The organism is Methylomonas subterranea, from assembly GCF_024505185.1.
Classification (GTDB): Bacteria; Pseudomonadota; Gammaproteobacteria; order Methylococcales; family Methylomonadaceae; genus Methylomonas; species Methylomonas subterranea.
This window is the reverse complement of sequence record NZ_JANIBJ010000010.1, coordinates 33,450-58,541: the sequence shown is the minus strand read 5'-3', so window position 1 is coordinate 58,541 and position 25,092 is coordinate 33,450. Positions and strand designations below refer to the sequence as shown.

The following is a 25,092-nucleotide window of genomic DNA, read 5'->3' as shown; positions in this document are numbered from 1 at the left end:
GTTGGAATGTTTTTTCAGTGAGCCGGAACGTAGCGGATTACGGGGCGGGGATCAAATTACCGCCGGAAGGCTTCGTCAGATGCCCTTGTTGTCCAAAATGAAGTCGAATATCTGCATGACCAAGATGGAAAGCGGAAGGGATAGGCTCAACATTAGCGCGGCATAGCCCATGGTTTTATAAAGATCATTATTGGCGGTTGTTTTGTTTTTCATGTCTGTTCCCCCTTCTTGCCGGTTCGCCCGAAACCCCGGTTTGTCTGCACCGCCAAGGCGAATGAGGCTGGCGGGACAAAATCCCATAAACCGGATCGGGCGTGAGGATTCTAACGTTGCCGCCTTAAAATGCCGTGAAGTTTTGATTATGATTAAATTAAAAGAGTCGGCGGATAAATCGAACTTTTTATCCATCCCTTGTCGGCGCCCATGCGCGGATAGGGAAGCGTTCGGAAAATAGCGGCCATAAGGAACCCGTTCCTAATTACTTCGCTGATCCCTCATCCTAACCTTCTCCTTTATGCCCCGCGGGTGCGGCGGGAGAAGGGACTGATTGGCTTTCACGATAGCCTCCGGCGGGAATAGAATGCGGAAGTTATTTTGGGCGGAATCCTAAGCCCTTGGCGTGGTTACAGGTCAGGAGAAACTGTGATGATATTTGGTTCGGATAACTGGGCGGGTGCCCACCCCGTGATTGCGCGGCGGCTGCTGGAGGAGTCGGGCGGTTTTTCCGTACCCTACGGCGCCAGCGAGCTGGACAGGCTGGTTGAACAAAAATTCAACGACCTGTTCGAACGCGAAGTGGCGGTTTTCTTTGTCGGCACGGGCACCGCGGCCAATTCCCTGGCGTTGGCGGCGGTAAACCGGCCGGGCGGCGTCACTTTTTGTCATAGGGAGGCGCATTTGATCGAGGACGAATGCGGCGCGCCGGAGTTCTTTACTCATGGTGCCCGGCTTGCGCCGGTGGATGGGGAAAACGGCAAAATCGATCCGCGCCATCTTATCGCCGAAATCAACCGTTTTCCGCCGGGTTTTGTCCACAGCGGCCAACCGATGGCGATATCCATCACCCAGGCCACGGAAATCGGCACTTTGTACGGTACGGATGAAATCGCGGCAATCGCAAACATCGCTCAACAAAAACAATTACCCCTGCACATGGATGGCGCGCGTTTCGCTAACGCCTTGGTTGCCCTCAATTTGTCGCCGGCCGAGTTGACCTGGAAACTCGGCGTCGACATTATTTCCTTCGGCGCCACCAAGAACGGCTGCTGGTGCGCGGAAGCGCTAGTTTTTATGCGGCCCGAGATGGCCAGGGACTTACCATTCATTCGTAAGCGGGCCGCACAGCTGTTTTCCAAAACCCGCTTTATCGCCTGCCAGTTTGAGGCTTATTTGACCGACGGCCTCTGGTTGGAACTGGCGCGGCATGCCAATGACATGGCGCGGTGCCTGCAAAACGGAATCCGCGCTTCCAAGCATGCCCGCCTGGCGTGGCCGGCCGGGGCCAACGAAGTTTTTTGTATTGTGGATAAAGAGCGTGCCGAGTACCTGAAGCAACGGGGCGCCATTTTTTATGTCTGGAATCCGCCTCATTCCAAGCCAGAGCTGTTGGGGGAGAATGAAGTGTTGTTGCGCCTGGTCACCAGTTTCGCCACCCGGCGGCGGCAGGTCGATCAATTCATCGAAATTTTGGGTTGACGGGCGGGGGGAACTAGGCCGGATAGGCGGATTTATGCTGTCCGCTATCTCGAAACGAGGTGATGTAGATATAGCTGGTACGCGGATCCCGGGCCAATTCCGGCAGGCTGAAGGGCGGTTTGCCCGCGTCTGGAAAGTCGATGTGGTTGAGGTGATGGCCCACTTCGCGGAAGCCCATGCTCCATTCCGGAAATACCCGGTGGTATTCGTTGCCTTGCATGATGATCTCAAGGTTGCGGTGTCTTGGGTCTTTTTGGATGTGCGCCAGCAAATCCAGTACGTTTTGCCTGTTTCCTTCCAGATACTGCATGAAATAACCGTCCTGGTGCAGCAGGCAGCCGGTAATGCCGCGGCGCAGATTGGAACGCCGGGTTTGTTCCAGTAATTCCGGGACTTGGTCGCCCGCCAACTCGGATGAGGCTTGGCTGTGATAGATCAGGAAAAACAGCGGCGGTTCCAGCGCTTGTTGTTTGGCGTTAATGTTCTGTTCGACGGTTTCGATAAATTCGGCCGCCGGCAACGGGCGGTAAAACAGATAGCCTTGAATGTAATCGCAACCGAAGTTGCGCAATTCCAATAATTGCGCGGCGTTTTCCACGCCTTCGGCAACCATTTTCAGGCCCAAGGCCCGCCCCAGCCCGATGATAGCCTTGACCACGGCCCGGCTTTCGGGTTGATGTTCGATACCGTCGATAAAGGCCTTGTCGATTTTCAACACGTTGACGGGGAGTTTGGTCAATTGGGCAAGTGACGAATAGCCGGTGCCGAAGTCGTCGATGGCGACCCGGAAGCCTAAATCCGCCAGACTGCGCAACATTCTCAGATTGGTGTCGATATCCGCCATCAGCGCGGTTTCGGTGATTTCCAGCAGGATGCGGGAGGGATCGCAGGCATGGGTTTTAATCATGGCCTTGACCTCGTCCAGCAAATTCCTTTCATTCAATTGGCGGGCTGAAACGTTTACGGAAATATAGCCGGGAGCCCTATCGCCCCAACGCGTGCGCCAATCGGCCTCCGCTTGACAGGCCTGGGCCAATACCCAGGCGCCTATGGGAATGATGCTGCCGGTCATTTCGGCGACCGGAATAAACAGGGCCGGAGAAATAGGCCCTTCGGCGGGCTGCCAGCGCAGCAGCATTTCCGCGCCGACTATGTGCGGGAGATCGGAATCGACGATGGGCTGGAAGCGCACCGATAACTCTTCCCGCTCAATTGCCAGTCGCAAACCATTGGAAATCGACAATTTTTGCCGGACTTTTTCTTCCAGGCCCGCGCTGAAAAAATGCCAGCCGTCCCGGCCTTGTTCCTTGACTTCGTACATGGCGGTATCTGCGGCGCGCAATAAATCGTCCGCCGAATGCGTGGTGCCATGACCAACCGCAATGCCGATGCTGGCGCTCAGATACAATTGCTGGCCGTTCAGCGCCATGGGTTGGCGCAGGGCGTGGTTGATTCGCTCTGCGAGGGCGGAAATCGAGGTCGGTTGTTCCAGTTGTTCGCAGAGAATGACGAATTCGTCGCTGGACAAGCGGGCCACGGTATCGCCGGGTCGTACCATGTCCATCAGTAGGTTGGCCACTCGCTGCAGCAGTTGATCGCCGGTTTTGTGGCCATAGGTGTCGTTGATCAGTTTGAAACCGTCCAGGTCGACAAATAGCAGGGCCAGACTCAAGCCCTGCCTGCGACTGCGTTGCAGCGCATGGTTCAGGCGCTCGTGAATCAGGTTGCGGTTGGGCAGGCCGGTCAGTTCATCGTGGGTGGCCTGCCATAACAAATCCACTTGTTTGCGCTTGAGTTCGGAAATGTCGCGCATGGTGGCCACCAGCATCCAGTGCTCGCCGTTACGAAATTTGCCGATGGAAGCTTCCAGCGGAAAAAACGAGCCGTCTTTCCGGTATCCGGTAATTTCGCCGCGTTGCGACATGGGGCGTTCGGTTTCGTCGGCCCTGACAAACAGCTGGACCATTTCCGCGTGTCGCTGACGCAAATGCGGCGGTACCAGTAAATGAATGGGCATGCCGCGCATTTCCTCGGGGCTGTAGCCGAACAAATGACCCGCATTGGGGTTGGCTTCCTGAATCACGCCGTTTTCGTCGGTCGCCAGAACCGCCATGTCGGCAAGCGAAAGAATCTGGTGGGCGGTATTCAGTTTGCGCAGGCTGATTTCCGCCTTGGCATTGACTTGTTCCATCAGGGAGGGCGGTAGCCCCAGTTCTAGCGGCTGGCGCGGCTGGGTTTGATAGCGATTGGGTATGACCGGCGGGGTGTTGCCGAAACGCTCGAGGATGCTGAAGCTGCCGTCGCTATTGCCGCGCGCCAAAAATGTATTCACACAGGCGTGATGGGTGCTTGCATCCATTTGTACCCAGCCTTGCGGCGCCAGCACGCTGGTGGTTTCCAGGGCCGTAACCAGAGCAGTGGCGTCCGTGCTTCCGCAACGTTGCACGGCGTCGGCAAAGGCATGCACGCAGACATAGGTTGCTTCGCTAAAGTTGGTTACCACGCCGTTACCGTGCGGCCAGATGCCGTTCACGCCCGGCAAGGCGGCCAGTTGCTGCAGATATTGGTGGTTTTGCGGGGTGTCCAGTGACATGAAATAGGTATTGCTGGAATAAAAGCCCGCTCGCACTTCGGGTAACAGCTGTTGCGCCAGGGTTTCGTCGAAATGTCCCATGGCGACGGCTATGCGCGGCTTTAAACCCATTTCGCAGAAGCGGTTCAGCAGGGCAATTTGGTCGATGCCGGCAAAATAGGGTACGAACACGTCGGCGCCCGAGCGCGCCACTTTTTTTAACAACTGTTCGATTTCGGTGCTGTCGGCATTGATGGGTAGATAGTCTTCGCCGACCACATCGCCGTCCAGCCGGCTGAGAGCCTGTTTGGCGGCATCGATAGAACCGCGCGGCCATTCATAATTGCTGCCGGCAAAATACATTTTTAAGCCGTAGCGTTGGGCCATGGCGGGTATCATTTTGTCAATCTGTTGATTGGGCAGGGCGGCGAAATGGAAAAAATACCGGCTGAAAATGCTGCCTTCGTAAAATGAAAAATTCAAATAGGGAACGCGCAAGGGTTCCGCCACCTGATGGGCGACGGCAATGCGCGAATTGGATAGCAGGTTGCCGATAATGGCGGCGCAATGGTGATTTTGCACCAGCCGCAGCGCGGCGGGCACCGCCGAGCCGGGCAGGCTGCCGTCGTCTTCGACGACGAGCTGCAACTTTTTACCCAAGAGTCCGCCGCCTTGGTTGATTTCATTGCAGGCGATTTGCGCCGCCCGCACGATTTCCGGGCCATACATGCCCACCAAGCCGGTCAGGGGAGCCATCAGGCCCAGGCGGATGCTTTGATTGTGATTTCGATCGGGCACGGTGCTGGTTGTCTTGGGTGGTTGACGACGAAGCGCATAAAAAAGCCAAATTTTTATCGGGAAATTTAATACACCGAATCGAGACTTAAAGCAAGCCGGCCAGCCATAGTCTTAGACGCAGTCCCCACTCACTGGTATAGCCGGAGCTGGTAAACACGATGCGGCCCTGGCGGTTGAGGAAGAACAGCGCCGGGACCGCGCTGACGCCATATAGTTGGCCGATGGCGCCGTCCCTGTCATCCACGACCGGCCAGTCGAGTTTGTTGTTATCCAAATATTCTGCAAGCCGGGGTTTGTCGCCGGAGCGAAGCGCCACCGTAAGGCCGGCTGTATCGTGTAAAACCGCTGTCACGTTGTCTTGCATGCCTCGGCAGACGCCGCACCACTCCGCCCAGAAATAGACCATTGCCGGCCCCTTGGCAATCAAGGGCATGGAGGGTTGGCCCGACAGCGTGGCTGTGCGGATTTCGGGGGGCATGCCGGTGACCAGGCCGCTGGTGCGCAGAAACTGTCCGCCAAATACGAATAACAGCGCAAAAAAATAAAAGCCAGCCTTGCCCGGCATCATAAACCCCGCATCAGGCTGCCGCCGTGCTGTTTAAGCCACTGGCGGTGCTCCAGGTAGTCGGGCATGTGCGCCGACACCAGTTGCCAGAAATCCCGGGAGTGATTCTTGTGCCGGATGTGGCATAGCTCGTGTACCACCACGTATTCCATAATGACCGGCGGCGCCAATACCAACAGCCAGTTCAAGTTGATGTCGTTATGAGGTCCGCAACTGCCCCAGCGGCTCTTTTGGGTTTTTATCCTCAGGCTACGAGGCAGGAGACCGTGGCTTGAGCGGTGTTTTTCCAGCAGTTGCAGGGCCATCTGCCGGGTATGCTGCTTCATCCAGGTTTGCAGGGCGGTCTTGATGCTATCCGAGCCGTTGTCGGCGCCTGCTTGGTTCAGGTAAACCTCAAACCGCGCGCCGGTGAATTGCACGCGGGGATTTTTGTGTTTGCCGGGCTTGATCTCGAGCGGGATTTGCCGGCCTTGAAAAGGTACCGGGGCGCCGTCGACATATGCCGGAGGCGCCAGCGATTTTATCTGTCCGGCGCGTTGCTCGACCCGTTTTTGCGCGTCCCGAATCCAATCCCGTTGCGTGGCAACGAAAGCGTGGATGCGTTGTTCGGAAGTCTTTAAAGGTGCCACGACTTCAATTTTGTCGGCCGAGACGATGATGCGGGTTTTGCTGGCTCGTTCGCTACGGCGCACTTGATAACTGATGGGAGCCTCATCCGAGGATGGCGCTTTAGGGTGAGGTTTCAATGCCGTCATGTACTTCCTGATTGATCATGTGGGTGGCCAGTTGTTGTAGCGCCGCTTGAATGTTGGTGTGCAAGCGTGGATCCATGGGGATTTCCGCCAGCGCCTTGTTCATGCATAACATCCATTGGTCGCGTTCGGAGACGCCGATTTTGAACGGGAAATGCCGGGCTCGTAGCATGGGGTGGCCGAATTCCTCGATAAACAGGTTGGGGCCGCCCAGCCAACCGGACAGGAATTTGAACAGTTTGTCGTTTGCCGATGCCAGATTGGCTTGGTGCATGGCGCGGATGCCCTGGGCCTCCGGCAAAATGTCCATGTAAAAATAAAATCTATCCACCAGGCTGTGGATGGCCTGTTCTCCGCCTATAAAATCATAGGGCGTTTCTGCTGACATAGGTATTTACCCTCTCTGGGCTGATTGTTGTTTATACTGAATGCAGGGATTGCAATATCGGGGAAACTCTCCCCGGCTTGCGCAGTCCTAATGGATGTTAATTTTATTATTTGGAGGACATGATCATGCGTTTAAATACCGCCGTACGTTCGGAAGCCGGCATTTTAGAAACCAACAAGGTTCTAAAAAACACTTATTTGCTGCTATCTATGACATTGTTGTTCAGCGCGGCGATGGCTGCCGCGTCCATGGCATTGAATTTACCCCATCCAGGTCTGATTATCACATTGGTCGGCTATTTTGGCCTGTTGTTTTTAACCGGAAAGTTCAGCAATAGCGCCTGGGGCATTGTATTTGTGTTTGCCCTGACCGGTTTCATGGGTATGACCTTGGGCCCCATTTTAAATATGTACCTGCGGGCTTTCAGCAATGGGCATGAACTGATCATGACGGCGCTGGGCGGTACCGGCGTCATCTTCTTGGGCTTGTCCGGCTACGCGTTGACCACCCGCAAGGATTTCAGCTTTATGGCCGGCTTTTTGATGGTCGGCGTGTTGGTGGCGTTTTTGGCCGGCTTGGGTGCGTTGGTATTTTCCATCCCTGCTCTGACGCTGGCGGTTTCGGTCATGTTTATTTTGCTGATGTCCGGCATGATTTTGTATCAGACCAGTGAAATTGTGCACGGCGGCGAAACCAACTACATCCTGGCCACCGTATCGCTCTATGTATCGCTGTATAACCTGTTTACCAGCTTGTTGCAGTTGTTGGGCGTGTTTGGCGGCGACGATTGATCGGTAAGCCGCTGAAACTAAAAAAGCCCGGTAATACCGGGCTTTTTTGTGGGTGAGGTAAAAAGTCAAACTTTAAGCAACGCTTAAAATTTCAATTTTTACTTTAGTGAGTCCGGCGTTGACGAATCCGAGCTCTTTAGCGGCTTTTTTCGATACATCAATCAACCTTTTGCTGGATCGTTGCAAGCGGTCATTGACTTTAACAATCACGCTACGATTGTTCTTCAGGTTGGTAACCCTTAGCCGTGTGCCCATGGGTAAACTGTTGTGGGCGGCGGTTAAGGCATTTTTATCGTAGCTTTCACCACTTGTGGTGGCGTGGCCTTGATATTTGTCGTTATAAAAAGACGCAATCCCGGCTTTACGGGCTTGTGCGGTGTCCGGTCTTTCTGCTTTGGCCAGACTGATTGTGTAAAAGGACATTAACGAAATGGAGAGTATGGTTTTAAGCAACCACCTGTTTCTCTTTCGCATCCTCTACCTCCTTACATTTAAGTAGTATTGATAAAAGGAAAATCCAGGTTACCCCAGGAAAGTGGCTTTGGCAATCTATTTCGTGGTTTCCGGGCCGCAAAGGTTGCTTTTCGGCCACCCAAAAAACAGTGTTTATTTTTGTTGAGGCCAAGCGAAACAGGGGCTGACGGCGAACAGCGACGATTGAAAAACGCCGGTTAAAAAATACGGATGTTTTTTTGGTTATTTCAACCGTCAAGCCAACTCGCCCGTCAAAGAAACCACAAACTAAGCCATGGCATGTAGGTGATGATGAGCACGGATATGAACAATATCAGCATGAAGGGCAGGGTGGCTTGGTAAAGCTCGCCAATGGATTTATTGAACCGATAGCTGGCAATGAATAGATTCATGCCCACGGGCGGCGTCAGGTAGCCGATCTGCATGTTGGCCAGAAAAATGATGCCGAGATGTATGGGATGTACCCCATAGCTGACCGCGATCGGCACGATCAGCGGCACCACGATCACCAAGGCCGAGAAAATATCCAGAATGGCGCCCAGCACCAGCAAAAACAGGTTCAGCAGCAGTAAAAAGCCCAGCCTGTCGTCGACATGCTGCTTGACCCATTCGAACAGGCGCATGGGGACTTCGGCGTCTATCAGGTAATTGGTGAAGGCCATGGATACCCCCAGAATCAACAAAATGCCGCCCAGCATCTGCATGGCGTCGCCGACGATTTTGCCAAGGCCGGCGAGATGAATTTCCCGGTAAATAAAAACTTCTATCAGCAAAACATACAGCGCCGTGGCGGCGGCGACTTCGGAAACAGCCAGATAACCGCCGAAAATGCCTATCATGATGAACAGGGGTAGGGGCAATTCCCAGGCGATGGCTTTGATCGAGGCCAAGGCCTCGCCGCGGTCGAATGCGGATTTCTCCAGCTTCACGTGCCGGTTGCCCCAGATCGTCCAAGCCATCAACAACGCTATCATCAGCAGACATGGCAGAAAACCGGCCAGAAACAGCTGCGGGAGCGTGAATTTTTCGCCGATATCCAGTTGTTGCACGATGATGCCGTACAAAATCAGCGGTACCGAGGGCGGCAATAACAGTCCCAGGCTGCCGGAGGTGGTGACCAGCCCCAAGCTGTAGCGGGCGTGATAGCCTTCCTTGATCAATACCGGCAGCAGCAGGGCACCCAAGGCAATAATGGTGACCCCGGACGCCCCGGTAAAAGCGGTAAATACGGCGCAGGTCAACAGGGAAATGATTGCCAGCCCGAACGGCATCCAGCCGAACCAAGCCTTGGTCAGGCGCAATAGGCGTTCGGAGGTGTTGCACTCCGACAAGATATAGCCGGCCAGCGTGAATAAGGGCAGGGCCACCAATAAAGGCGTGTTGGCGAGCCGGTACAATTCGGCGGCGATGACGGTAAAGTCTATGTCGGCGCTATAAAAACCGAGCATGGTTGCGGCCAGAATCACCGCGAACAGCGGCGTGCCCAGTAGCAGCATCGCCACCAGCAGGAGGATGAGAGCGAAAGTCATGTGTTTAAACGGGTTGATTTTGCGGCAATATAGCCGCCACGCCATAGCGCAAGGCAATGACGAAGAAAGCCGCCGGGATTATGGCTTCGCACCACCAGTTGGGAATGTTGGCGAAGGCGATATCGGCATACGCCGATTCCCGCGCCAAAAAATCCCAACTGAACCAGGCGGCGGCAAAACAGATCAGGCTGGTGACTCCATTGCTCAGTCTCGTTGCGATGGTTTTCCAGCGCGCCGGCAGAAAGCGCACGATAACGTCGATGGCCAGATGGTTTTGCCGGCGGCTGCCTATCATGGCGCCCAGCATGGCCAGCCAGAGAACGCTGATGCGGGTGTAGGCATCGGCCCACAACAGTCCGCCGCCGAATACATTGCGCATCGCGACTTGAGTCACCGCAATCAGGATCAACGATAACAACAGGCCGGACAGCAACAGGTTTTCCGCCTTCAAAAACAAACGGTGTAATTTAACCAGCAAGTCCATGACTGTCAGGGCTTTTCTTGGCTTCTGAAATCGTCCAGATGGCGGTGCAGTTTCGCCGTTTTTTCGGGACTCAGGCTGGCTGTTTTTTCAAATTCGCTGTTGGTGGCGGCAATTTTTTGTCTCAATTCCTCGGCGGCTTCCGGGCTGGGTTCGACAAATTGAATGCCTTGGTTTTTCAGGGCGACGATGGCCTGCTCGTTATCCTCGCGGCTGTGCTGGTCTATTTCCTTGATGACGCCCGCCATGATGCGGCGAACGATAGCCTGATCGGTGGGAGCAATCTCGTCGAATGCCGCTTTATCGATGGCCAACACGCCAAACAAATACAACATGGGCAAGTCGGTGACGTACTTGATCTTGCTGTGCCACTGCAGGGCCAGCGCGCCCACCGGCGAGCCGGCCACGACATTGATCATGCCGGTTTGCAAACCCATCAGCACGTCCCGTAGCGGCAGGGGAATCGGTGAAATGTCGAAGGCCTGCAGGGCGTTGACGGCAATTTTATTGTCATCCGGCGCCCAGGCTTTCTGACTGCGCATGTCGGCCAAGGTCCGAATCGGTACGGTGGACATCATGTAGGCAAAGCCCACATCGGCGAATCCCAGGGCCACCATGCCGTGCTGTTCCATGCCTTCCATCAGTTCGGCATCCATTTTTTGCCGCACGTGGTCGACTTCCCGGGCGTTCCGGAATAGTAAAACCAGATTGTATAGTTGAATGTCGGGATAAATGCCGCTCAAGGCGCCGCTGGTCACGGCCGCGCCTTGTAATTGGCGCAGCCGCATTTTACGCAATACGGTGGCGTCATCGCCCATCACGCCGCCCGGATAAAACTTCAGGCTTACCCGGCCTTCGGTTTGTTTTTCCAGTTCCGCGCCGCCGGCGCGCATTTTTTGCATCCAGTAAGAGCCGTCCGGCGACAGCGTGGCGATTTTCAGCGTGACCGCCGCCATGGCTTGGCCGCTAAATAACAATAGGCCGAAAGCCAGCGATTTGAGTAAGTTTGGTTTCATGGTTAAACGTGAGTCATTAAAAATAATCGTTGGCGCTATCGAGCAGTTGTTGCGCTTGTTGTTGGGCCAAGGTGTTGATCAGGGTCAGGCCCGGGGCCGTAACCTGGCTGCTAAGAGTAGTTTTTAACAGCGTGTCGTGCAACTCGCGATCGAAAATCATGCGGGCGTAATGTTTGGCATACAGCACGTTGATCATCAGGTTGTCCGGTGCCAGTTGCAGGGCTCGTTGAAAATGTTGCTTGGCCAGTTCGGGCCGGCCGCCCAATGTTTCCGGGATCAGGCTTTCGAGTACGGCCAGATAAACATGTGCGCTACCTTGCTGATGGGTTTCATCCAGCTCGATGACTTTTTGCATGATTTGTTTGACTTGGGCCAGTTGCGCGATGGCGTTCCAATCGCTTTTGTTGGCCTGAATCCAGGTCGACCAAGCGGCGGCGGCGCTGTACAGGCTGTCGGTATCGCATTGTTCGGCTTGCGCCAGCAAGGCCGGCATGTCGGTAATGGGGCGTTGCTGCAAATCGCACCAGTCTTGCTTGCGCAGGCACAAGCCGCGTAGGGCAAAGTCCAGAGCTTTTCTGCTCAGCCTCGGCTTGCGCGGCGTGTCGTCGGGCAGCAGGCTTAAAAAAGCCGTGTACAGTTTGGCATTGGCGAACATCAGGCCTTCGTCATCCCGATTGCCGGCGGCGGAGGCTTCCAGCATCAATAGATAGGCGGGCAAGGCCTCTGTGACGGTTTGCGGGTCGTTTTGCGCCAACACGGTTTGTTTTAGACGCTCGGAAAAATCCTCGGTCGCCGAACTGATCATATAACCGCAGCCGCTCGGGCCGGACAACAGGCTCAGCAACAATAGCGGACGGGCGATGGTTTGTTTCAGGCGGCGAGCGTTACTTATTGGGCTCATCGAGCATTTTCTCCAGACATTCACAATAGGCTTTGATGACTTTGATGCGGGCATGGAATTTATCGTTGGCTTCCACCAATAGCCAGGGCGATTTGCCGGTGCTGGTGCGTGCAATCATTTCATTGACCGCTTTTTGATAATCGTCCCATTTTTCGCGGTTGCGGTAATCTTCTTCGGTAATCTTGAACTGTTTGTAGCTGATTTCTTCCCGGCGCTTGAAGCGGGCCAGTTGTTCGGCATGATCGATATGCAACCAGAACTTCATCACAACGATGCCATGGGCCAGCATGGCTTCCTCGAAATTTACGATTTCCGAATAGGCCCGCTGCCATTGAGCGGGTTTCGCCAGTCCTTCCACCCGTTCGACCAGGACCCTGCCGTACCAGCTGCGGTCGTAAATGGTGACTTGGCCGGCGCGCGGAATATGCCGCCAAAAGCGCCAGAGATAATGGTGGGCACGTTCTTCGTCGGTGGGAGCGGCGATTGGGATGACTTGGTAATGGCGGGCGTCCATGGCTTCGGTCAGTCGCCGGATGGCGCCGCCCTTGCCGGCCGCGTCCCAACCTTCAAAGACCAGGATGCTGGAGCGTTTGGCCTCCAGCGCGTGCCGGCTGAGTTCGTTGAGCTTGCCCTGATATTTTTCCAGTTGCTTTTTGTAAGAGGTCTTATTCAGCTTCAGACTCAGGTCCAGGGCATCCAGCAAATTGTATTGTTCGAGCTGGCTCTTGCTGGTCTCGTCTGCCTGATCGGCCGCCGCCAGCCTGTTTTCGTAGTGCTGGATGTGCTGGCGAATGCGTTCGAGGATATGTTGGCCTACCGTCAGACTGCTGTAACGTATGTCCGAGCCTTCCACAATCAGCCAGGGGGCGCAGGCTTTGCTGGTTTCGCTGAGAACGTTTTCCGCCACGCCGATGAATTCATCGTAAAGCCCCAGATGTTGCCGGTCCTTGTCGGTGACCCGCCAACTGGTGGCGGGGTTTTTAGCGAGTTGTTTCAAACGCTTGACCTGCATGTCTTTTTTTAAATGCAGCCAGCATTTGATGATCAGGGCATCGTCATCGGTCAACAGTTCTTCCAGCTGGTTTATCCGGGTTAGCTCGGCTTGCAAGGCAGGGTCGTCGATCTTTTGGTACACCCGTTGCGCGATAGGGTCGCTGTACCAGGAACCGACATAGACGCCAATCGTGCCCTTGGCCGGTAATGTGCGCCAATAACGCCAAAATTTCGGCCGTTCCCTTTCCTCGTCCGTGGCGTTGCTCAGTGCGATCGTACGCATGTAGCGAGGATCCAGCCATTCATTGAGCTTATTGATGACTTCGCCCTTGCCGCCGCCGTCCACGCCGGAAATAATCACGATAACCGGGAATGGGTAGCTGCCAAGGCGGTTTTGAATTGTCAGCAGCTCCGTGCGCAATTGAGCTGACCTTTCCTTGTACACGGTTTTTTCCACGGCATGGCCTAATTCGGCAACTTCGAACACGATGCGAACTCCTGGTTTTTTGGTATCACTTTACCGGACAAAAAGGTTTATGGCATCTTTTGAAATAATGTTTTGACACAAAACAAAATTAAGTGTAAAAAATGCCCCGTCGACCAAAAACAATACTAACTTCGACATGCAACTCGAGTTGCTCCCTTTAAAAGGGTTTTTATTATTACAACAATCAAATGAGGATTTAAAAATGGCTGAACAAGAAAAAGACAACACCATGACCGTCGTTATCGCGGTAACCCTGATCGCGGTCATCGGCGTATTCCTGCTGAAAAAAGACGAAACCAAACACTTACAAATGAGTGGCGAAACCACCGCCGCCGCCGAAGCTCAAGTGTTGGCGAAACACAAAGACTTCAACAACGATGTACTGAAATTAGCCGAATAAGAAAAGCTAAAATAATAATAAATTCTTAGTCAGTTTAGCCATCTCTTGCCGCGGCGGGAGATGGCTTTTTTACGTCCGTCCATCAGGTGCGGCATTAGGTTTCACCATGCCGATCAGCGATCGATCCGGCATTGCCTTTTGACTATCGGTCAAACTGCTCCCAGTTCAAACAATCCGGCTCGGCCGATTCAAATCAAATATCCCGCTACGCCGCTTTGACTAGCGACAAACAGGCCGCACAATGCCGTCGCGGGCATGCAAGTCATAACGTATCGCTCGTCGCCACCAGCGGTTTTTACCGGTTTTGTATTAATTGCCGGGTAATTGTGATATTGATACACCGATATCAGTATTCCGACCGGAAAGTCCTTCATCCAACCCATACCGCCGTTGCCCAAGGCTAGTAAATTCATTCCCCCGCTAAAAGTCGCCATGAATTCAATTGATATTTTTCCGTGGAACGAAAATTTCAATACAGGCGTGGCCGAAATCGATCAGCAACATAAAAAGTTGGTTCATTTACTGAATCTGTTGGCCGGGCATGCCGCTCTCCAGGCCGATCTGCCGGCAATGAACGTCATTTTTGACGAGCTTGCCGATTATGCCGCCTATCATTTTCAGACCGAGGAAGCGCTTTGGAAGCGGTATTTACCCGAAGACGTGCTCGAGCTCGAGCACATAAAGGTTCACCGGGAGTTTGTGGTCGCGGTGCTCAAGCTTAAGGACGAGCAGGCCGCCAGGCCGCAAAATGAGTTGCTCGGGGAGGTGCTTTCTTTTTTGGTTCGCTGGTTGGCCGGACACATTCTGGAAAGCGACAGATATTTGTCCCTGATCGTGCTGGCCATGCGCTCCGGTTTACCGTTGGCGGCCGCCAAGCGGCAGGCTAGCGAAAAAATGAACAATGCCCGCCATGCCTTGATCGAGATCATTCTGTCCATCTACGACAGCTTGTCCGCCAATACCTTGCACTTGATGCGGGAGCTTTCCGAGCATCAACGGGACTATGAATTTCTTGGAAAATTATTATTGGCGGTGGAGCAAAGCCCCAGTTCCATTGTGATTACGGATCTGGATGCCAACATCGAGTTCGTCAACGAAGCCTTCATAAAGGCAAACGGTTACAGCCGCGCCGAAATCCTGGGACGCAATCCCAGTCTGTTGAAATCGGGAAAAACCCCGGCGGAAACCTATCGTTCCATGTGGGATATGTTGACCCGGGGCCGGGCCTGGCAGGGCGAGTTCATCAACAGGCGAAAAGACGGCTCCGAATATACCGAACAGGCGCTGATTTCTCCCGTGCACCAAGCGGATGGTACCGTCACTCATTATGTGGCGGTTAAAGACGATATTACCGAACGAAAACGGGTCGAAACAGCGCTACGCGATTCCCATCTACAAATCGAATCCTTGCTCAATTCCATGGCGGAAGGAGTCTACGGGGTCGATGTCGAAGGCAATTGCAGATTCGTAAACCGGTCTTTTCTGCGTATTTTGGGCTATGACAGCGCCGATGAACTGATCGGCAGGCATATTCACGAACTGATTCATCATTCTTACCCGGACGGCAGTCGCTACCCCGCGGAAGCCTGTCGCATGTATCGAGCGTATCGCCAGCAAGCCGACATTCATGTTACCGATGAAGTGTTTTGGCGCAAGGACGGTAGCCCGATAGCGGTGGAGTACTGGTCTCAGCCCATTGTCACCGGCGGCGTTTTGACCGGCGCGATAGCCACCTTCATCGATATCAGCGAACGCAAGCAGGCGGAGGATGCCGCGCGGCAAGCGGCCGAATATGCGCGTAGCCTGATCGAGGCCAGTCTGGATCCTCTGGTCACCATCAGCGCCGAAGGTAAAATCACCGACGTGAATACGGCTACGGAACAGGTTACCGGGCTGGCCAGAGAACAACTGATCGGCAGCGATTTCGCCACCTATTTTACCGAACCGGACAAGGCGCGCTTGGGCTATAGACAGGTATTTACCGAGGGTTTTGTAAAAGACTACCCCTTGGCGATTCGGCATATCTCCGGGCGGATTACCGAGGTACTTTACAATGCCAACGTTTATCGGGACAGGCAGGGCAAGGTGTTGGGGGTGTTTGCCGCCGCTCGCGACATTACCGAGCGCAAACAGATTGAAGCCAAGCTGATCGAGAGCGAACTGCATCTGCGCGCAATCATCAAAAACGAGCCGGAATGTATCAAAATCGTTGACGCGAAAGGCAAGGTCCTGCAAATGAATCCGGCCGGACTGGCCATGCTGGAGGCCGATAGCGAGGCACAAGTGGTCGGCCAGCCGGTATTCGGCGTGATTGCTCCCCCGTATCAAAAGGACTTTGCCGAATTGCATCGCCGCATCATAGGCGGCGAAAACATGCGGCTGGAATATGAAGTGATAGGACTGAAGGGTGGCCGGCGCTGGCTGGAGACCAACGGCGTGCCGATGACCTTGGCGAACGGCGAGGTGGTACATCTGGCGGTAACCCGCGATATCACGGCCCGCAAGCAAGCGGAGCACCAATTGCGGATTGCCGCCACCGTGTTTGAGTCCCAGGAAGGCATGATGGTGACCGACGCCGATAATATCATTTTGCGGGTCAACAAGGCCTTCACGGACATCACAGGCTATGCGGCCGAAGAGGTAATCGGTAAAAATCCCAATATATTGCACTCTGCGCGGCAGGACAGCGATTTTTACGCGGCGATGTGGCAGTGTATCGAGCAGCAAGGGGCATGGGAAGGGGAAATCTGGAACCAGCGCAAGAACGGCGAGATTTATCCCGAGTATTTGACCATCAAAGCGGTCAAGGATCAGAGCGGGCGGGTGACGCATTATGTGGGTACGCTGACCGATATCACGCTGAGGAAATCCGCCGCCGAGGAAATCGAACGTCTGGCGTTCTACGATCCCTTGACGGGCTTGCCCAATCGGCGTTTGTTGCAGGAACGCCTCAAGCCCGCCCTGGCCAAAAGCCATCGCAGCGGCGCCAAGGGGGCCCTGTTGTTTATCGATCTGGATAATTTCAAAACCCTCAACGATACCCTGGGACACGACATGGGCGATTTGTTGCTGCGGCAGGTGGCGCGGCGCTTGTTGTCCTGTGTGCGCGAAAACGACACGGTGGCCCGCCTGGGGGGCGATGAATTCGTGGTGATGCTGGAGGGTCTGCATCAGGATACCTATGTGGCCGCCAGACAGGCCAGAAGCGTGGGCCGTAAAATTCTCAACGCCATCAACCAGCCGTTTAAACTCGACAAGCACGACTATATCAGCACCCCCAGCATCGGCGCGGCCTTGTTTCATGGCGTCGAGCAGGCCGATGAAATGCTGAAGCAGGCCGATATCGCCATGTATCAAGCCAAAACATCGGGCCGCAACGCCCTGTGTTTTTTTGACCCGCAAATGCAGAACAAGGTGATTGCGAAGGCGGCGATGGAAAACGAAATGCGCAAGGCACTGAGCCAACAACAATTCCAGCTTTATTATCAGCCACAGGTGGATGCCGACAAACGCGTGGTGGGAGCGGAAGCACTGATTCGTTGGTTTCATCCGGCGCGAGGAGCGGTGCCGCCGGCCGAGTTTATCCCGCTGGCGGAAGACAACGGCATGATTTTGGAAATCGATCGCTGGGTATTGGAGCAGGCCTGCGCCCAAATCAAAGCATGGCAACAATCGCCCAGCGCGAGCGGTTTGCTTGTATCGATCAACGTCAGTCCCAAACAATTTTTCCAGGTCGATTTCGTCATGCAGGTCGAAGAGGTGATTCGGCAACATGCGATTGCCCCCAATTCGCTCAAACTTGAACTGACCGAAAACATTTTGATTGAAAAAATCGACAATGCCATCGCCATCATGAGCGCCTTGGGTGCAATTGGCGTGCGGTTTTCCCTGGACGATTTCGGTACCGGCTATTCTTCGCTGCAATACCTGAAAAAATTACCGCTAAGCCAGCTAAAAATCGATCAGTCTTTCGTGCGGGATATCGCTTTCGATTCCGGCGATCAAGCCATTGTGCGCACCATTATCGCGATGGCGAAAAGTCTGAATCTGGATGTTATCGCCGAAGGCGTGGAGACGGAGCAGCAACGGCAATTTCTGTTGGATAATGGTTGCGCGCATTATCAGGGCTATTTGTTCGGCCAGCCCTTGCCATTGGCGGAATTTGAAGCCCTGCTAAAATAATCCGCCGGCCCCTGGCGGCTATTTGAACTGCCTTTATAATGCGCTGCATTCCCGTCGCGGTTTGTTAAACCGAGCTTTCATTTTATTCGCCCTCATAAACAATTTGAACAGCAAAGCCCTTTTATTTACCTTATTTTTAACCGCTGGATTGGAGTCTGCCGTGGCCGCGCAACAAGCAAACGATGTCATCGAAAACCAAGTTAGAGACTTGTTGGGGCAAATGACCCTGGAAGAAAAAGTCGGGCAGATGACGCAAATCGATTTCAGCGTGGTGTCGGTGGAAAACGGTCAGGATGCCGACAACCCCATCGACCGGGCCAAGCTGGAAGACGCCTTGTTCAATCATCATGTCGGCTCGATTCTGAATACGCCGACCACCCCGAACAACAAGGCCCAGCCGATAGCCAAATGGCGCAATATGACACAAGTCATCCGCGAAACCGCCGCCAAGACCCGCCTGAAAATCCCGGTAATTTACGGCATCGATGCCATACACGGCGCCACCTATACCCAGGGCGCGACATTGTTTCCGCAGGCCATCGGCATGGCCGCCACCTTTAATACCGAACTGTCGGAAAAAGCCGGCGCAATCACCGCGCGGGCCGTCAAGGCGTCCGGTCTGGACTGGAATTTTGCGCCGGTGATGGACATAGGCCGCCAGCCCCTGTGGCCGCGTTTGTGGGAAACCTACGGCGAAGACGTGCATCTGGCCGAGGCCATGGGCAGCGCCTATATTCGCGGCCATCAGGGCGAGGATTTTTCCGCCGCCGACAAGGCGCCGACCTGCTTGAAACATTACGTCGGCTACAGCTATCCGCTGAATGGCAAAGACCGTACCCCGGCCTGGATAGGCGAGCGGGCCCTGCGCGAATATTTTCTGCCGCCGTTTCAGGCCGGCGTGCTGGCCGGGGCGCCGACGGTGATGATCAATTCGGCGGAAGTGGATGGCCTGCCCGGTCACGCCAACTACCATTATCTGACCGAAATTCTACGTGGCGAAATGGGCTTTACCGGTTTTACCGTGTCGGATTGGGAAGACATCATTCGCTTGCATACCCGCGACAAACTGGCTGCATCGCCGCGCGAGGCGGTCAAAATCGCCGTGCTGGCCGGCGTGGACATGAGCATGGTGCCGTTCGATTATTCGTTTTACGATTTGCTGCTGGACTTGGCCAAAACCGGCGAGGTGCCGCAGAGCCGCATCGACGAAGCAGTCGGGCGCATTTTACGGGTCAAACTGCAAAGCGGATTGTTCGAGCGCCGCGAGCCGTCTATACCGGTCGCCGGCAATTTTGCGACTGCCGATGGGCAAGCCGTCAATCGTCAGGCAGCCGAAGAAGCCATCGTACTGGCCAAAAACGCCAACGGCATTTTGCCGTTGAGCAAACAAACCCGCATTTTGCTGACAGGCCCCACCGCCAATTTGCTCAGCGTCATGAACGGCGGCTGGACCATCACCTGGCAGGGAGACGCCGAGCAATGGTACCCGCAAGATAAATTGACCTTATTGAAGGCTTTACAGCAGAAATCCGCCGGCAAGGTCACTTACGTGGGCGGCCAGCGCTACAGCGAGGAAATCAATATCGAACAGGCCGTGGCCCAGGCCCGCCAGCACGATGTGGTAATTCTGGCCTTGGGCGAAAATACCTATACCGAAACCGTCGGCAATATCGACAGCCTGGAGTTGCCGGCCGTGCAATTGCAATTGGCGCGGGCGATTTTCGCGGCGGGCAAACCGGTGATTCTGGTGACCTTCGGCGGCCGGCCGCGCATCATCACCGAAATCGCCGAACAGGCCCAGGCCGTGCTGCTGGGTTTTTTGCCCGGCATGGAAGGCGGGGCGGCCATGGCGGACATCCTGTTCGGCAACGTCAATCCCAGCGGCAGATTGCCGTTGAGCTATCCGCGCGCCGCCAACGATGTGACGCCTTACGACCATAAACCCATGGAAGCCTTTGAAGCCAATCAATACCGGCCGCTGTATCCGTTCGGCCATGGTTTGAGTTATACCCAATTCGAAACTAGCGGTTTAACGCTGAATAACAACAGCATTGCCTTGGGCGATTCGGTCGAGGTCAGTGTCAAGGTCAAAAATACCGGCAAGCTTGCCGGCAAGGAAGCCGTGCTGGTGTATTTGCATGATTTGGTCGGCTCGGTTACCCGGCCGGTCAAGCAATTGAAGGCCTTTAAAAAAGTCGAGTTGCAACCCGGTGAGCAGCAGACCCTGAGTTTCACGCTGACGCCGGAGGATATGTCGTTCATCGGCGTGGACAAGCGGCGCATCGTCGAGCCGGGCGAATTTGATGTCATGGTCGGCGCCGAAACGGCCCGTTTCAACGTCGTCGCAAACTAAGCCGGGTCGCCGCAATGAAGGGACAACAGGCTCAAGCGTATAACGGGGCTTTGACGGTCTTGACGACTTTGTTCTTCATCTGGGGGTTCATCACCTGTCTGAACGACATTTTGATTCCGCATTTAAAGGCGCTGTTCACGCTGAATTACTTTCAGGCCATGTTGATCCAGTTTTGCTTTTTCATGGCCTATTTCGTGGTGTCCGTGCCCAGCGGCTGGCTGGTGGAAAAAATCGGTTACAAGGGCGGCATCATTGCCGGGCTGTCGGTTGCCGGCTTGGGTTGTCTGTTGTTTTATCCGGCGGCCGGCCTGCGGGCCTATCCCTTGTTTTTGACGGCGTTTTTCGTGTTGGCTGCCGGCATTACCTTGTTGCAGGTGGCGGCCAATCCTTATGTGACGGTGCTGGGACCGGCGGAAACCGCATCCAGCCGATTGACTTTGACCCAGGCCTTTAACTCCTTGGGCACCACGTTGGCGCCGTATTTCGGCGCTTTGTTGATTTTGTCGGCGACGGTGAAAAGCGCGGACGAAATCGGCCGGTTGGATGCCGAACAATTGTCGATCTATCAGGCCAGCCAAGCGGCGGCGGTACAAAATCCGTATTTGTTTTTGGCGGCGGTGTTGTTCGGTCTGGCTGCGGTGTTTGCCCTGTTGAAATTGCCCAAGATCGACATGGAACCCGCCCGGACTCGCGAAGCAGGGCAAGGCAGTGCCTGGCGGTATCCGCACCTGGTTTTGGGCGCGCTGGCGATTTTTGTCTACGTCGGCGGCGAAGTGGCGATAGGCAGTTTTATGGTCAGTTTTTTGGGCCGGCCCGAAATAGCCGGCTTGGCCGAACAAGACGCCGGCAAGTATGTGTCGTTTTACTGGGGCGGGGCCATGGTCGGGCGCTTTGTCGGCGCGGCGGCGATGCGGGTGTTGCGGCCCGCTTCGCTGTTGGCGTTTAATGCGCTGGCGGCCTGTTTGTTGGTAACGGCCGCCGCCGTGGGCAGCGGCGAGTTGGCGATGTGGAGTCTGCTGTCGGTGGGTTTATGCAACTCCATCATGTTTCCGACCATTTTTGCCTTGGCATTGACCGGCTTGGGCCGGCATAGCGGGCAGGGTTCCGGCATTTTATGCGCGGCCATCGTCGGCGGCGCCATCGTGCCGCTGTTGCAGGGCTGGCTGGCCGACAATTGGGGGATTCAGCCGGCATTGGGCGTGCCCGTGCTGTGCTATCTGTACATCGCTTATTATGGCTGGCGCATGCGGATGCCGGTTGCGGTGGGCTGATCGTACTTTCCCGGCATGCTGGCCTTTGGCGCCAACATCGGCGGGCGGGCAAGCGGTTTTCGTCGGAAGCGTCAGGCTGCCGGCGAGTCGGTTTCTCCGACATGCACCGCCAGCCAGATGCTCGGCTGGTCGGTGGCGGTCCATTCGACCCGATGCCGGCAATGCGCCGGCAGCAGCAAATAATCGCCGGGATTCAACTCCACCGACTCGGCGTCGGCAAAACCGATTCTGGCCTGGCCTTGCAACAAGATCACCCATTCGGTTTGCGCTTGATCGTACCAGGCGTTTTCCGCGCTATAGTGGCCTCTTGATACTATGCGTTCGATGCGAACGGTGGGATTCTCAAACAACGTTTGGCATAATTCCGCCGGAAGTTGTCGGGGAATATCGGCAAACAGGGAGCTAGGGCGGATATTCATATCTTAATAGGGTTACACGAGGACTGGGCATGAATAATAAAACTTTTTCCGAATTTATGGCGCTGGCGCTAGAAAAAGCGCCGGATACGCTGGCCATGTTGAGACGAGCATTCGACAAGGCCAGGTTTCTGGATTTTACGGCGCCGCTGTTGTTGCGTTTATATTTGGTGCCGGTGTTCTGGATGGCCGGCACGAAGAAATTCACTAATTTTTCCGAAACCGCCGACTGGTTCGGTAACGCCGAATGGGGTTTGGGCTTGCCGGCGCCTTATTTGCTGGTGTTTCTGGTGGCGCTGTTCGAGACGCTGGGAGCCTTGCTGCTGTTGCTGGGGCTGGCGACCCGCTTGATAGCGCTGCCGTTGATGGTGATCATGCTGTTTGCCGCGATTACCACGCATTGGAGCAACGGCTGGCTGGCCATTGCCGCCGGCAGCGGATTTTTCGCCAGCGACCGCACGGTGGGGGCCATGGAGCGCCTGCAGCAGGCCAAGGAAATTTTGCAGTCTCAGGGGGATTATCAATGGCTGACCGAAAACGGCAACTTGGTTATCCTAAACAACGGCATAGAGTTTGCCGCTACCTATTTCATCATGTTGCTGGTACTGTTTTTCATGGGTGGCGGCCGCTTTGTCAGTGTCGATTATTGGTTGGAGCGGCGTTATTTCAGGGACTGATTTGGCCGGGGCGGGCGGTGCTGTTCTGTACCAGGATCCAGGGTTTGACCACGACCGCCCAAACCTCGGCTTGCCGGTTGAACCAGTCTTCCGCTTGGCGGTCGGTGACAGGGCCGATGCGCTTGGTTTTCAGCCATTCCCCCACCTGATGTTTGTTGTCCACGGAGAATTGATAGGCCACTTCCACCAAGTCCAGTTCGTCCTCGATGCTTATTGCCAGGCCGGCGGCAAAAAAACGCTGTAATTCCAGCCAGCAGATCAGCGAGGTTTCCTGGTTTAGTTTTAATTTTTCCATGTAGCCCATGGTGTTTGTCATTTAATGTTCCGGTAATCGGCGGTGATGTTGTAGACTTTGCGGCTATTTTAGCGCAACTTGCCGCAAAACCGACCAATAAGGAGTCAGTCATGTCACTTTTGAGTTCCCTTAAAAAGCGTTCCACTCTGGATGCCGCCATCAAACAGGTGGCGCAAGCCCGTAAAAGCGAGGCCGGCAGGGCCGAACAGCTTTATAAAAGTGCCTATCAAGGTTTTGCCAGTGTGATTGCCGATAACTTGTTGTTTTCGGAAGCACTGTACAACTGGGGGTTTGCCTTGTTGCACGAAGCCAGAAGCCGGCCGGTGGCGGAAGCCATCGAGATTTATGAAGATGCCATCTCCAAGTTTTCCTTTTGTCTGCTGACGGCGCCGAATTATCTGGGCGCCGCCATTGACGGCGGGGTGGCGTTCATGGAGTTGGCCCGTATCAGTCAGGATGACGGCAAAGCCGGTTTGTACGGCTTGGCGGAAGATTTTTTCGAAAAGGCCTGCCGGATTCAAAATGGCAGCGCGGCTTATAATCTGGCCTGTATCCGCGCGTTGCGCGGCGACGAAGAGGCTTGTCTGCGGTACTTGCAGCAAGCCAGGGATTCAGGCAGCTTGCCGGATCCCGTCAACATTCTGCAGGACGAAGACATGGATAATGTCAAACAGACGGCCTGGTTTGTCGAATTTATCGAAGCCTTGAAAGCCCGGCCGGAGCCGGTGCGGGAAAAACTGGTCGATGCGGAAATCAACGCGGAACCTTCGTTCAAGCTGAAAAAAACCGAAGATTTCGATTACTACTCCTGACGGGTTTTTCCCATCGGGCAAGAACCCGCCAGTCTCGGGGCTGAGCGGGTTTTTTTGTCCCAATCGGCCCGGCGATGGACGCAAGCGGCTGTACCGCGGAATCATATTCCGAACGCCGTGTCGAAAATCGGCCATAGCGATTGAAGTGGTCGGGTAAGCGTCCGCGGTGGCCGGATTTTATGTTTTATAATTCCATGTTCCGCGCCCTATCGTGGACTTTGACGGATTGACCGCTTCCGCCGCATGGGGTTGGATTCGATAATCGGCGGGCATTAAAACGCAACGCGCGGCGGAGGCATTTATGACTACGTTACTTTGGCTACAAACCGGTTCTTGCGGCGGCGACACCATGTCGATTTTGTGCGCGGACAGTCCTTCCGTGGAAGAGTTGGTGGATAGTTACGGGATTGAATTTCTGTGGCAGCCCTCGCTGTCCGCCGAACCTAAAAAGCATCTGGACGCCGTGCTGGATGCGATTCTCGAGGACAGGCTGGTCCTGGATATTTTGTGCGTGGAAGGTAGCATCATGACCGGGCCCAATGGCTCCGGCATGTACGATCCGTACCGCGGGCGCTCCAAAATGAGTCTGATCCTGCAACTGGCGGACAAAGCCGCTTATCTGGTGGCGATGGGTACCTGCGCCGCATACGGCGGCGTGCACGCGGCCCCGCCCAATCCCACCGATTGTCTCGGCTTGCAGTTCGATAAGCAGAATCCCGGCGGTTTGTTGTCAATCGACTGGCGTTCCCGCGCCGGCCGGCCGGTGGTCAATGTTTCGGGTTGCCCGGCTCATCCGAATGCAATGAGCAAAACCCTGGCCATGCTGGCTTCCGGCTTGCCGTTGGAACTGGATCATCTCAACCGGCCCAGGGCTTTTTTCAATACCATGGTGCACCAGGGCTGTACCCGCAACGAGTATCATGAATACGATGTGGAAGACAGCGAATTCGGCGGCAAGGGCTGCATGTTCTTCAATCTGGGTTGCAAGGGGCCGGTAACCATGGCGATTTGCAATACCGAGCTGTGGAACGGTCGCGGCAGTAAAACCCGCGCCGGAGTGCCTTGCTTCGGCTGTACCTCGGCGGATTTTCCGTCCGATCAGGATTTGTTCCGCACCGAAAAAATTGGTCCCATTCCGGTCAGCCTGCCCTTGGGAGTGGAGCGCGCCAATTATATGGCTTACAAAAGTCTGGCGCACGAAGCCGCGCCGGAGCGGGTGTTGAACAAGACCATGGATCCCTGAG

The 25,092-nt window shown here is 55.0% G+C and carries 23 protein-coding genes; 9 read left to right on the top strand and 14 right to left on the bottom strand.

Annotated features, from left to right (window positions below):
• Positions 1-75 precede the first annotated feature (75 nt).
• On the bottom strand, positions 76-408 hold the full coding sequence (locus NP590_RS06945; protein ID WP_256601578.1) for a hypothetical protein: 333 nt from the start codon (positions 406-408) through the stop codon (positions 76-78).
• A gap of 237 nt (positions 409-645) precedes the next feature.
• Between NP590_RS06945 and NP590_RS06940 the strand changes: the two genes are divergently transcribed.
• Positions 646-1,695: a threonine aldolase family protein gene (locus NP590_RS06940; RefSeq protein ID WP_256601644.1), complete on the top strand. Its 1,050-nt coding sequence runs from the start codon at positions 646-648 to the stop codon at positions 1,693-1,695.
• 13 nt (positions 1,696-1,708) lie between these two features.
• Here the strand turns inward: NP590_RS06940 and NP590_RS06935 are convergent, their stop codons facing one another.
• The 4 genes from NP590_RS06935 to NP590_RS06920 form a co-directional block, all read right to left on the bottom strand.
• Positions 1,709-5,065 (bottom strand): EAL domain-containing protein, encoded by a 3,357-nt coding sequence (locus tag NP590_RS06935; protein ID WP_256601577.1) that lies wholly within the window; start codon positions 5,063-5,065, stop codon positions 1,709-1,711.
• Positions 5,066-5,150: 85 nt separating this feature from the next.
• On the bottom strand, positions 5,151-5,633 hold the full coding sequence (locus NP590_RS06930) for a protein disulfide oxidoreductase (RefSeq protein WP_256601575.1): 483 nt from the start codon (positions 5,631-5,633) through the stop codon (positions 5,151-5,153).
• Positions 5,630-6,385 carry a M48 family metallopeptidase gene (locus NP590_RS06925; protein WP_256601574.1) on the bottom strand — a complete coding sequence of 252 codons (756 nt, stop codon included), beginning with the start codon at positions 6,383-6,385 and terminating at the stop codon, positions 5,630-5,632. Before NP590_RS06925 ends, NP590_RS06930 begins: the two co-directional genes overlap by 4 nt.
• Complete coding sequence (locus NP590_RS06920) at positions 6,360-6,770, bottom strand: group II truncated hemoglobin (protein WP_256601573.1); 411 nt, start codon at positions 6,768-6,770, stop codon at positions 6,360-6,362. Before NP590_RS06920 ends, NP590_RS06925 begins: the two co-directional genes overlap by 26 nt.
• A gap of 125 nt (positions 6,771-6,895) precedes the next feature.
• On the opposite strand from NP590_RS06920, the gene NP590_RS06915 reads away from it, so the two are divergent.
• The gene (locus tag NP590_RS06915) at positions 6,896-7,561 is read left to right on the top strand and encodes a Bax inhibitor-1/YccA family protein (RefSeq protein ID WP_256601572.1); all 666 of its coding nucleotides are present in this window, start codon (positions 6,896-6,898) and stop codon (positions 7,559-7,561) included.
• Positions 7,562-7,633: 72 nt separating this feature from the next.
• Here the strand turns inward: NP590_RS06915 and NP590_RS06910 are convergent, their stop codons facing one another.
• From NP590_RS06910 to pap, 6 genes are all read right to left on the bottom strand, one after another.
• A complete protein-coding gene (locus tag NP590_RS06910; RefSeq protein ID WP_256601571.1) occupies positions 7,634-8,035 on the bottom strand; it encodes a septal ring lytic transglycosylase RlpA family protein in 402 nt (133 codons plus the stop codon).
• Positions 8,036-8,286: 251 nt separating this feature from the next.
• Positions 8,287-9,564, bottom strand: a complete 1,278-nt coding sequence (locus NP590_RS06905) for a TRAP transporter large permease (protein ID WP_256601570.1) — start codon at positions 9,562-9,564, stop codon at positions 8,287-8,289.
• Between the two features lie 4 nt (positions 9,565-9,568).
• Positions 9,569-10,048 (bottom strand): TRAP transporter small permease, encoded by a 480-nt coding sequence (locus NP590_RS06900; RefSeq protein WP_256601569.1) that lies wholly within the window; start codon positions 10,046-10,048, stop codon positions 9,569-9,571.
• Positions 10,049-10,053: 5 nt separating this feature from the next.
• Positions 10,054-11,061, bottom strand: coding sequence for a TRAP transporter substrate-binding protein (locus NP590_RS06895; RefSeq protein ID WP_256601568.1), 1,008 nt, complete (start codon positions 11,059-11,061; stop codon positions 10,054-10,056).
• A 16-nt stretch (positions 11,062-11,077) separates the two neighbouring features.
• Positions 11,078-11,962: a TRAP transporter TatT component family protein gene (locus NP590_RS06890; RefSeq protein WP_256601567.1), complete on the bottom strand. Its 885-nt coding sequence runs from the start codon at positions 11,960-11,962 to the stop codon at positions 11,078-11,080.
• Positions 11,946-13,442 carry a polyphosphate:AMP phosphotransferase gene (gene pap, locus NP590_RS06885; protein WP_256601566.1) on the bottom strand — a complete coding sequence of 499 codons (1,497 nt, stop codon included), beginning with the start codon at positions 13,440-13,442 and terminating at the stop codon, positions 11,946-11,948. Before pap ends, NP590_RS06890 begins: the two co-directional genes overlap by 17 nt.
• A 202-nt stretch (positions 13,443-13,644) precedes the next feature.
• On the opposite strand from pap, the gene NP590_RS06880 reads away from it, so the two are divergent.
• Positions 13,645-13,842 carry a hypothetical protein gene (locus NP590_RS06880; protein WP_256601565.1) on the top strand — a complete coding sequence of 66 codons (198 nt, stop codon included), beginning with the start codon at positions 13,645-13,647 and terminating at the stop codon, positions 13,840-13,842.
• 188 nt (positions 13,843-14,030) lie between these two features.
• Here NP590_RS06880 and NP590_RS06875 read toward each other — a convergent pair whose 3' ends face one another.
• A complete protein-coding gene (locus tag NP590_RS06875; RefSeq protein WP_256601564.1) occupies positions 14,031-14,276 on the bottom strand; it encodes a hypothetical protein in 246 nt (81 codons plus the stop codon).
• Between NP590_RS06875 and NP590_RS06870 the strand changes: the two genes are divergently transcribed.
• From NP590_RS06870 to NP590_RS06860, 3 genes are all read left to right on the top strand, one after another.
• The gene (locus NP590_RS06870) at positions 14,275-18,024 is read left to right on the top strand and encodes a bacteriohemerythrin (protein WP_256601563.1); all 3,750 of its coding nucleotides are present in this window, start codon (positions 14,275-14,277) and stop codon (positions 18,022-18,024) included. The two genes, NP590_RS06875 and NP590_RS06870, sit on opposite strands and share 2 nt — an antisense overlap.
• A 160-nt stretch (positions 18,025-18,184) precedes the next feature.
• Positions 18,185-20,377, top strand: a complete 2,193-nt coding sequence (locus NP590_RS06865) for a glycoside hydrolase family 3 N-terminal domain-containing protein (protein WP_256601562.1) — start codon at positions 18,185-18,187, stop codon at positions 20,375-20,377.
• A gap of 14 nt (positions 20,378-20,391) precedes the next feature.
• Complete coding sequence (locus NP590_RS06860) at positions 20,392-21,648, top strand: sugar MFS transporter (protein WP_256601561.1); 1,257 nt, start codon at positions 20,392-20,394, stop codon at positions 21,646-21,648.
• 71 nt (positions 21,649-21,719) lie between these two features.
• Here NP590_RS06860 and NP590_RS06855 read toward each other — a convergent pair whose 3' ends face one another.
• Positions 21,720-22,067, bottom strand: coding sequence for a cupin domain-containing protein (locus tag NP590_RS06855; protein WP_256601560.1), 348 nt, complete (start codon positions 22,065-22,067; stop codon positions 21,720-21,722).
• A gap of 29 nt (positions 22,068-22,096) precedes the next feature.
• Here NP590_RS06855 and NP590_RS06850 point away from each other — a divergent pair, with 29 nt between their 5' ends.
• Complete coding sequence (locus NP590_RS06850) at positions 22,097-22,741, top strand: HvfX family Cu-binding RiPP maturation protein (RefSeq protein ID WP_256601559.1); 645 nt, start codon at positions 22,097-22,099, stop codon at positions 22,739-22,741.
• Here the strand turns inward: NP590_RS06850 and NP590_RS06845 are convergent.
• Positions 22,731-23,057, bottom strand: coding sequence for a DUF2288 domain-containing protein (locus NP590_RS06845; RefSeq protein ID WP_256601558.1), 327 nt, complete (start codon positions 23,055-23,057; stop codon positions 22,731-22,733). The two genes, NP590_RS06850 and NP590_RS06845, sit on opposite strands and share 11 nt — an antisense overlap.
• Positions 23,058-23,146: 89 nt before the next feature.
• Between NP590_RS06845 and NP590_RS06840 the strand changes: the two genes are divergently transcribed.
• Positions 23,147-23,848: a TPR end-of-group domain-containing protein gene (locus NP590_RS06840; RefSeq protein WP_256601557.1), complete on the top strand. Its 702-nt coding sequence runs from the start codon at positions 23,147-23,149 to the stop codon at positions 23,846-23,848.
• A gap of 301 nt (positions 23,849-24,149) precedes the next feature.
• Entirely contained in the window at positions 24,150-25,091 is a 942-nt protein-coding gene (locus NP590_RS06835; RefSeq protein ID WP_256601556.1) for an NADH-quinone oxidoreductase subunit B family protein, read from the top strand.
• Position 25,092: the final 1 nt, after the last annotated feature.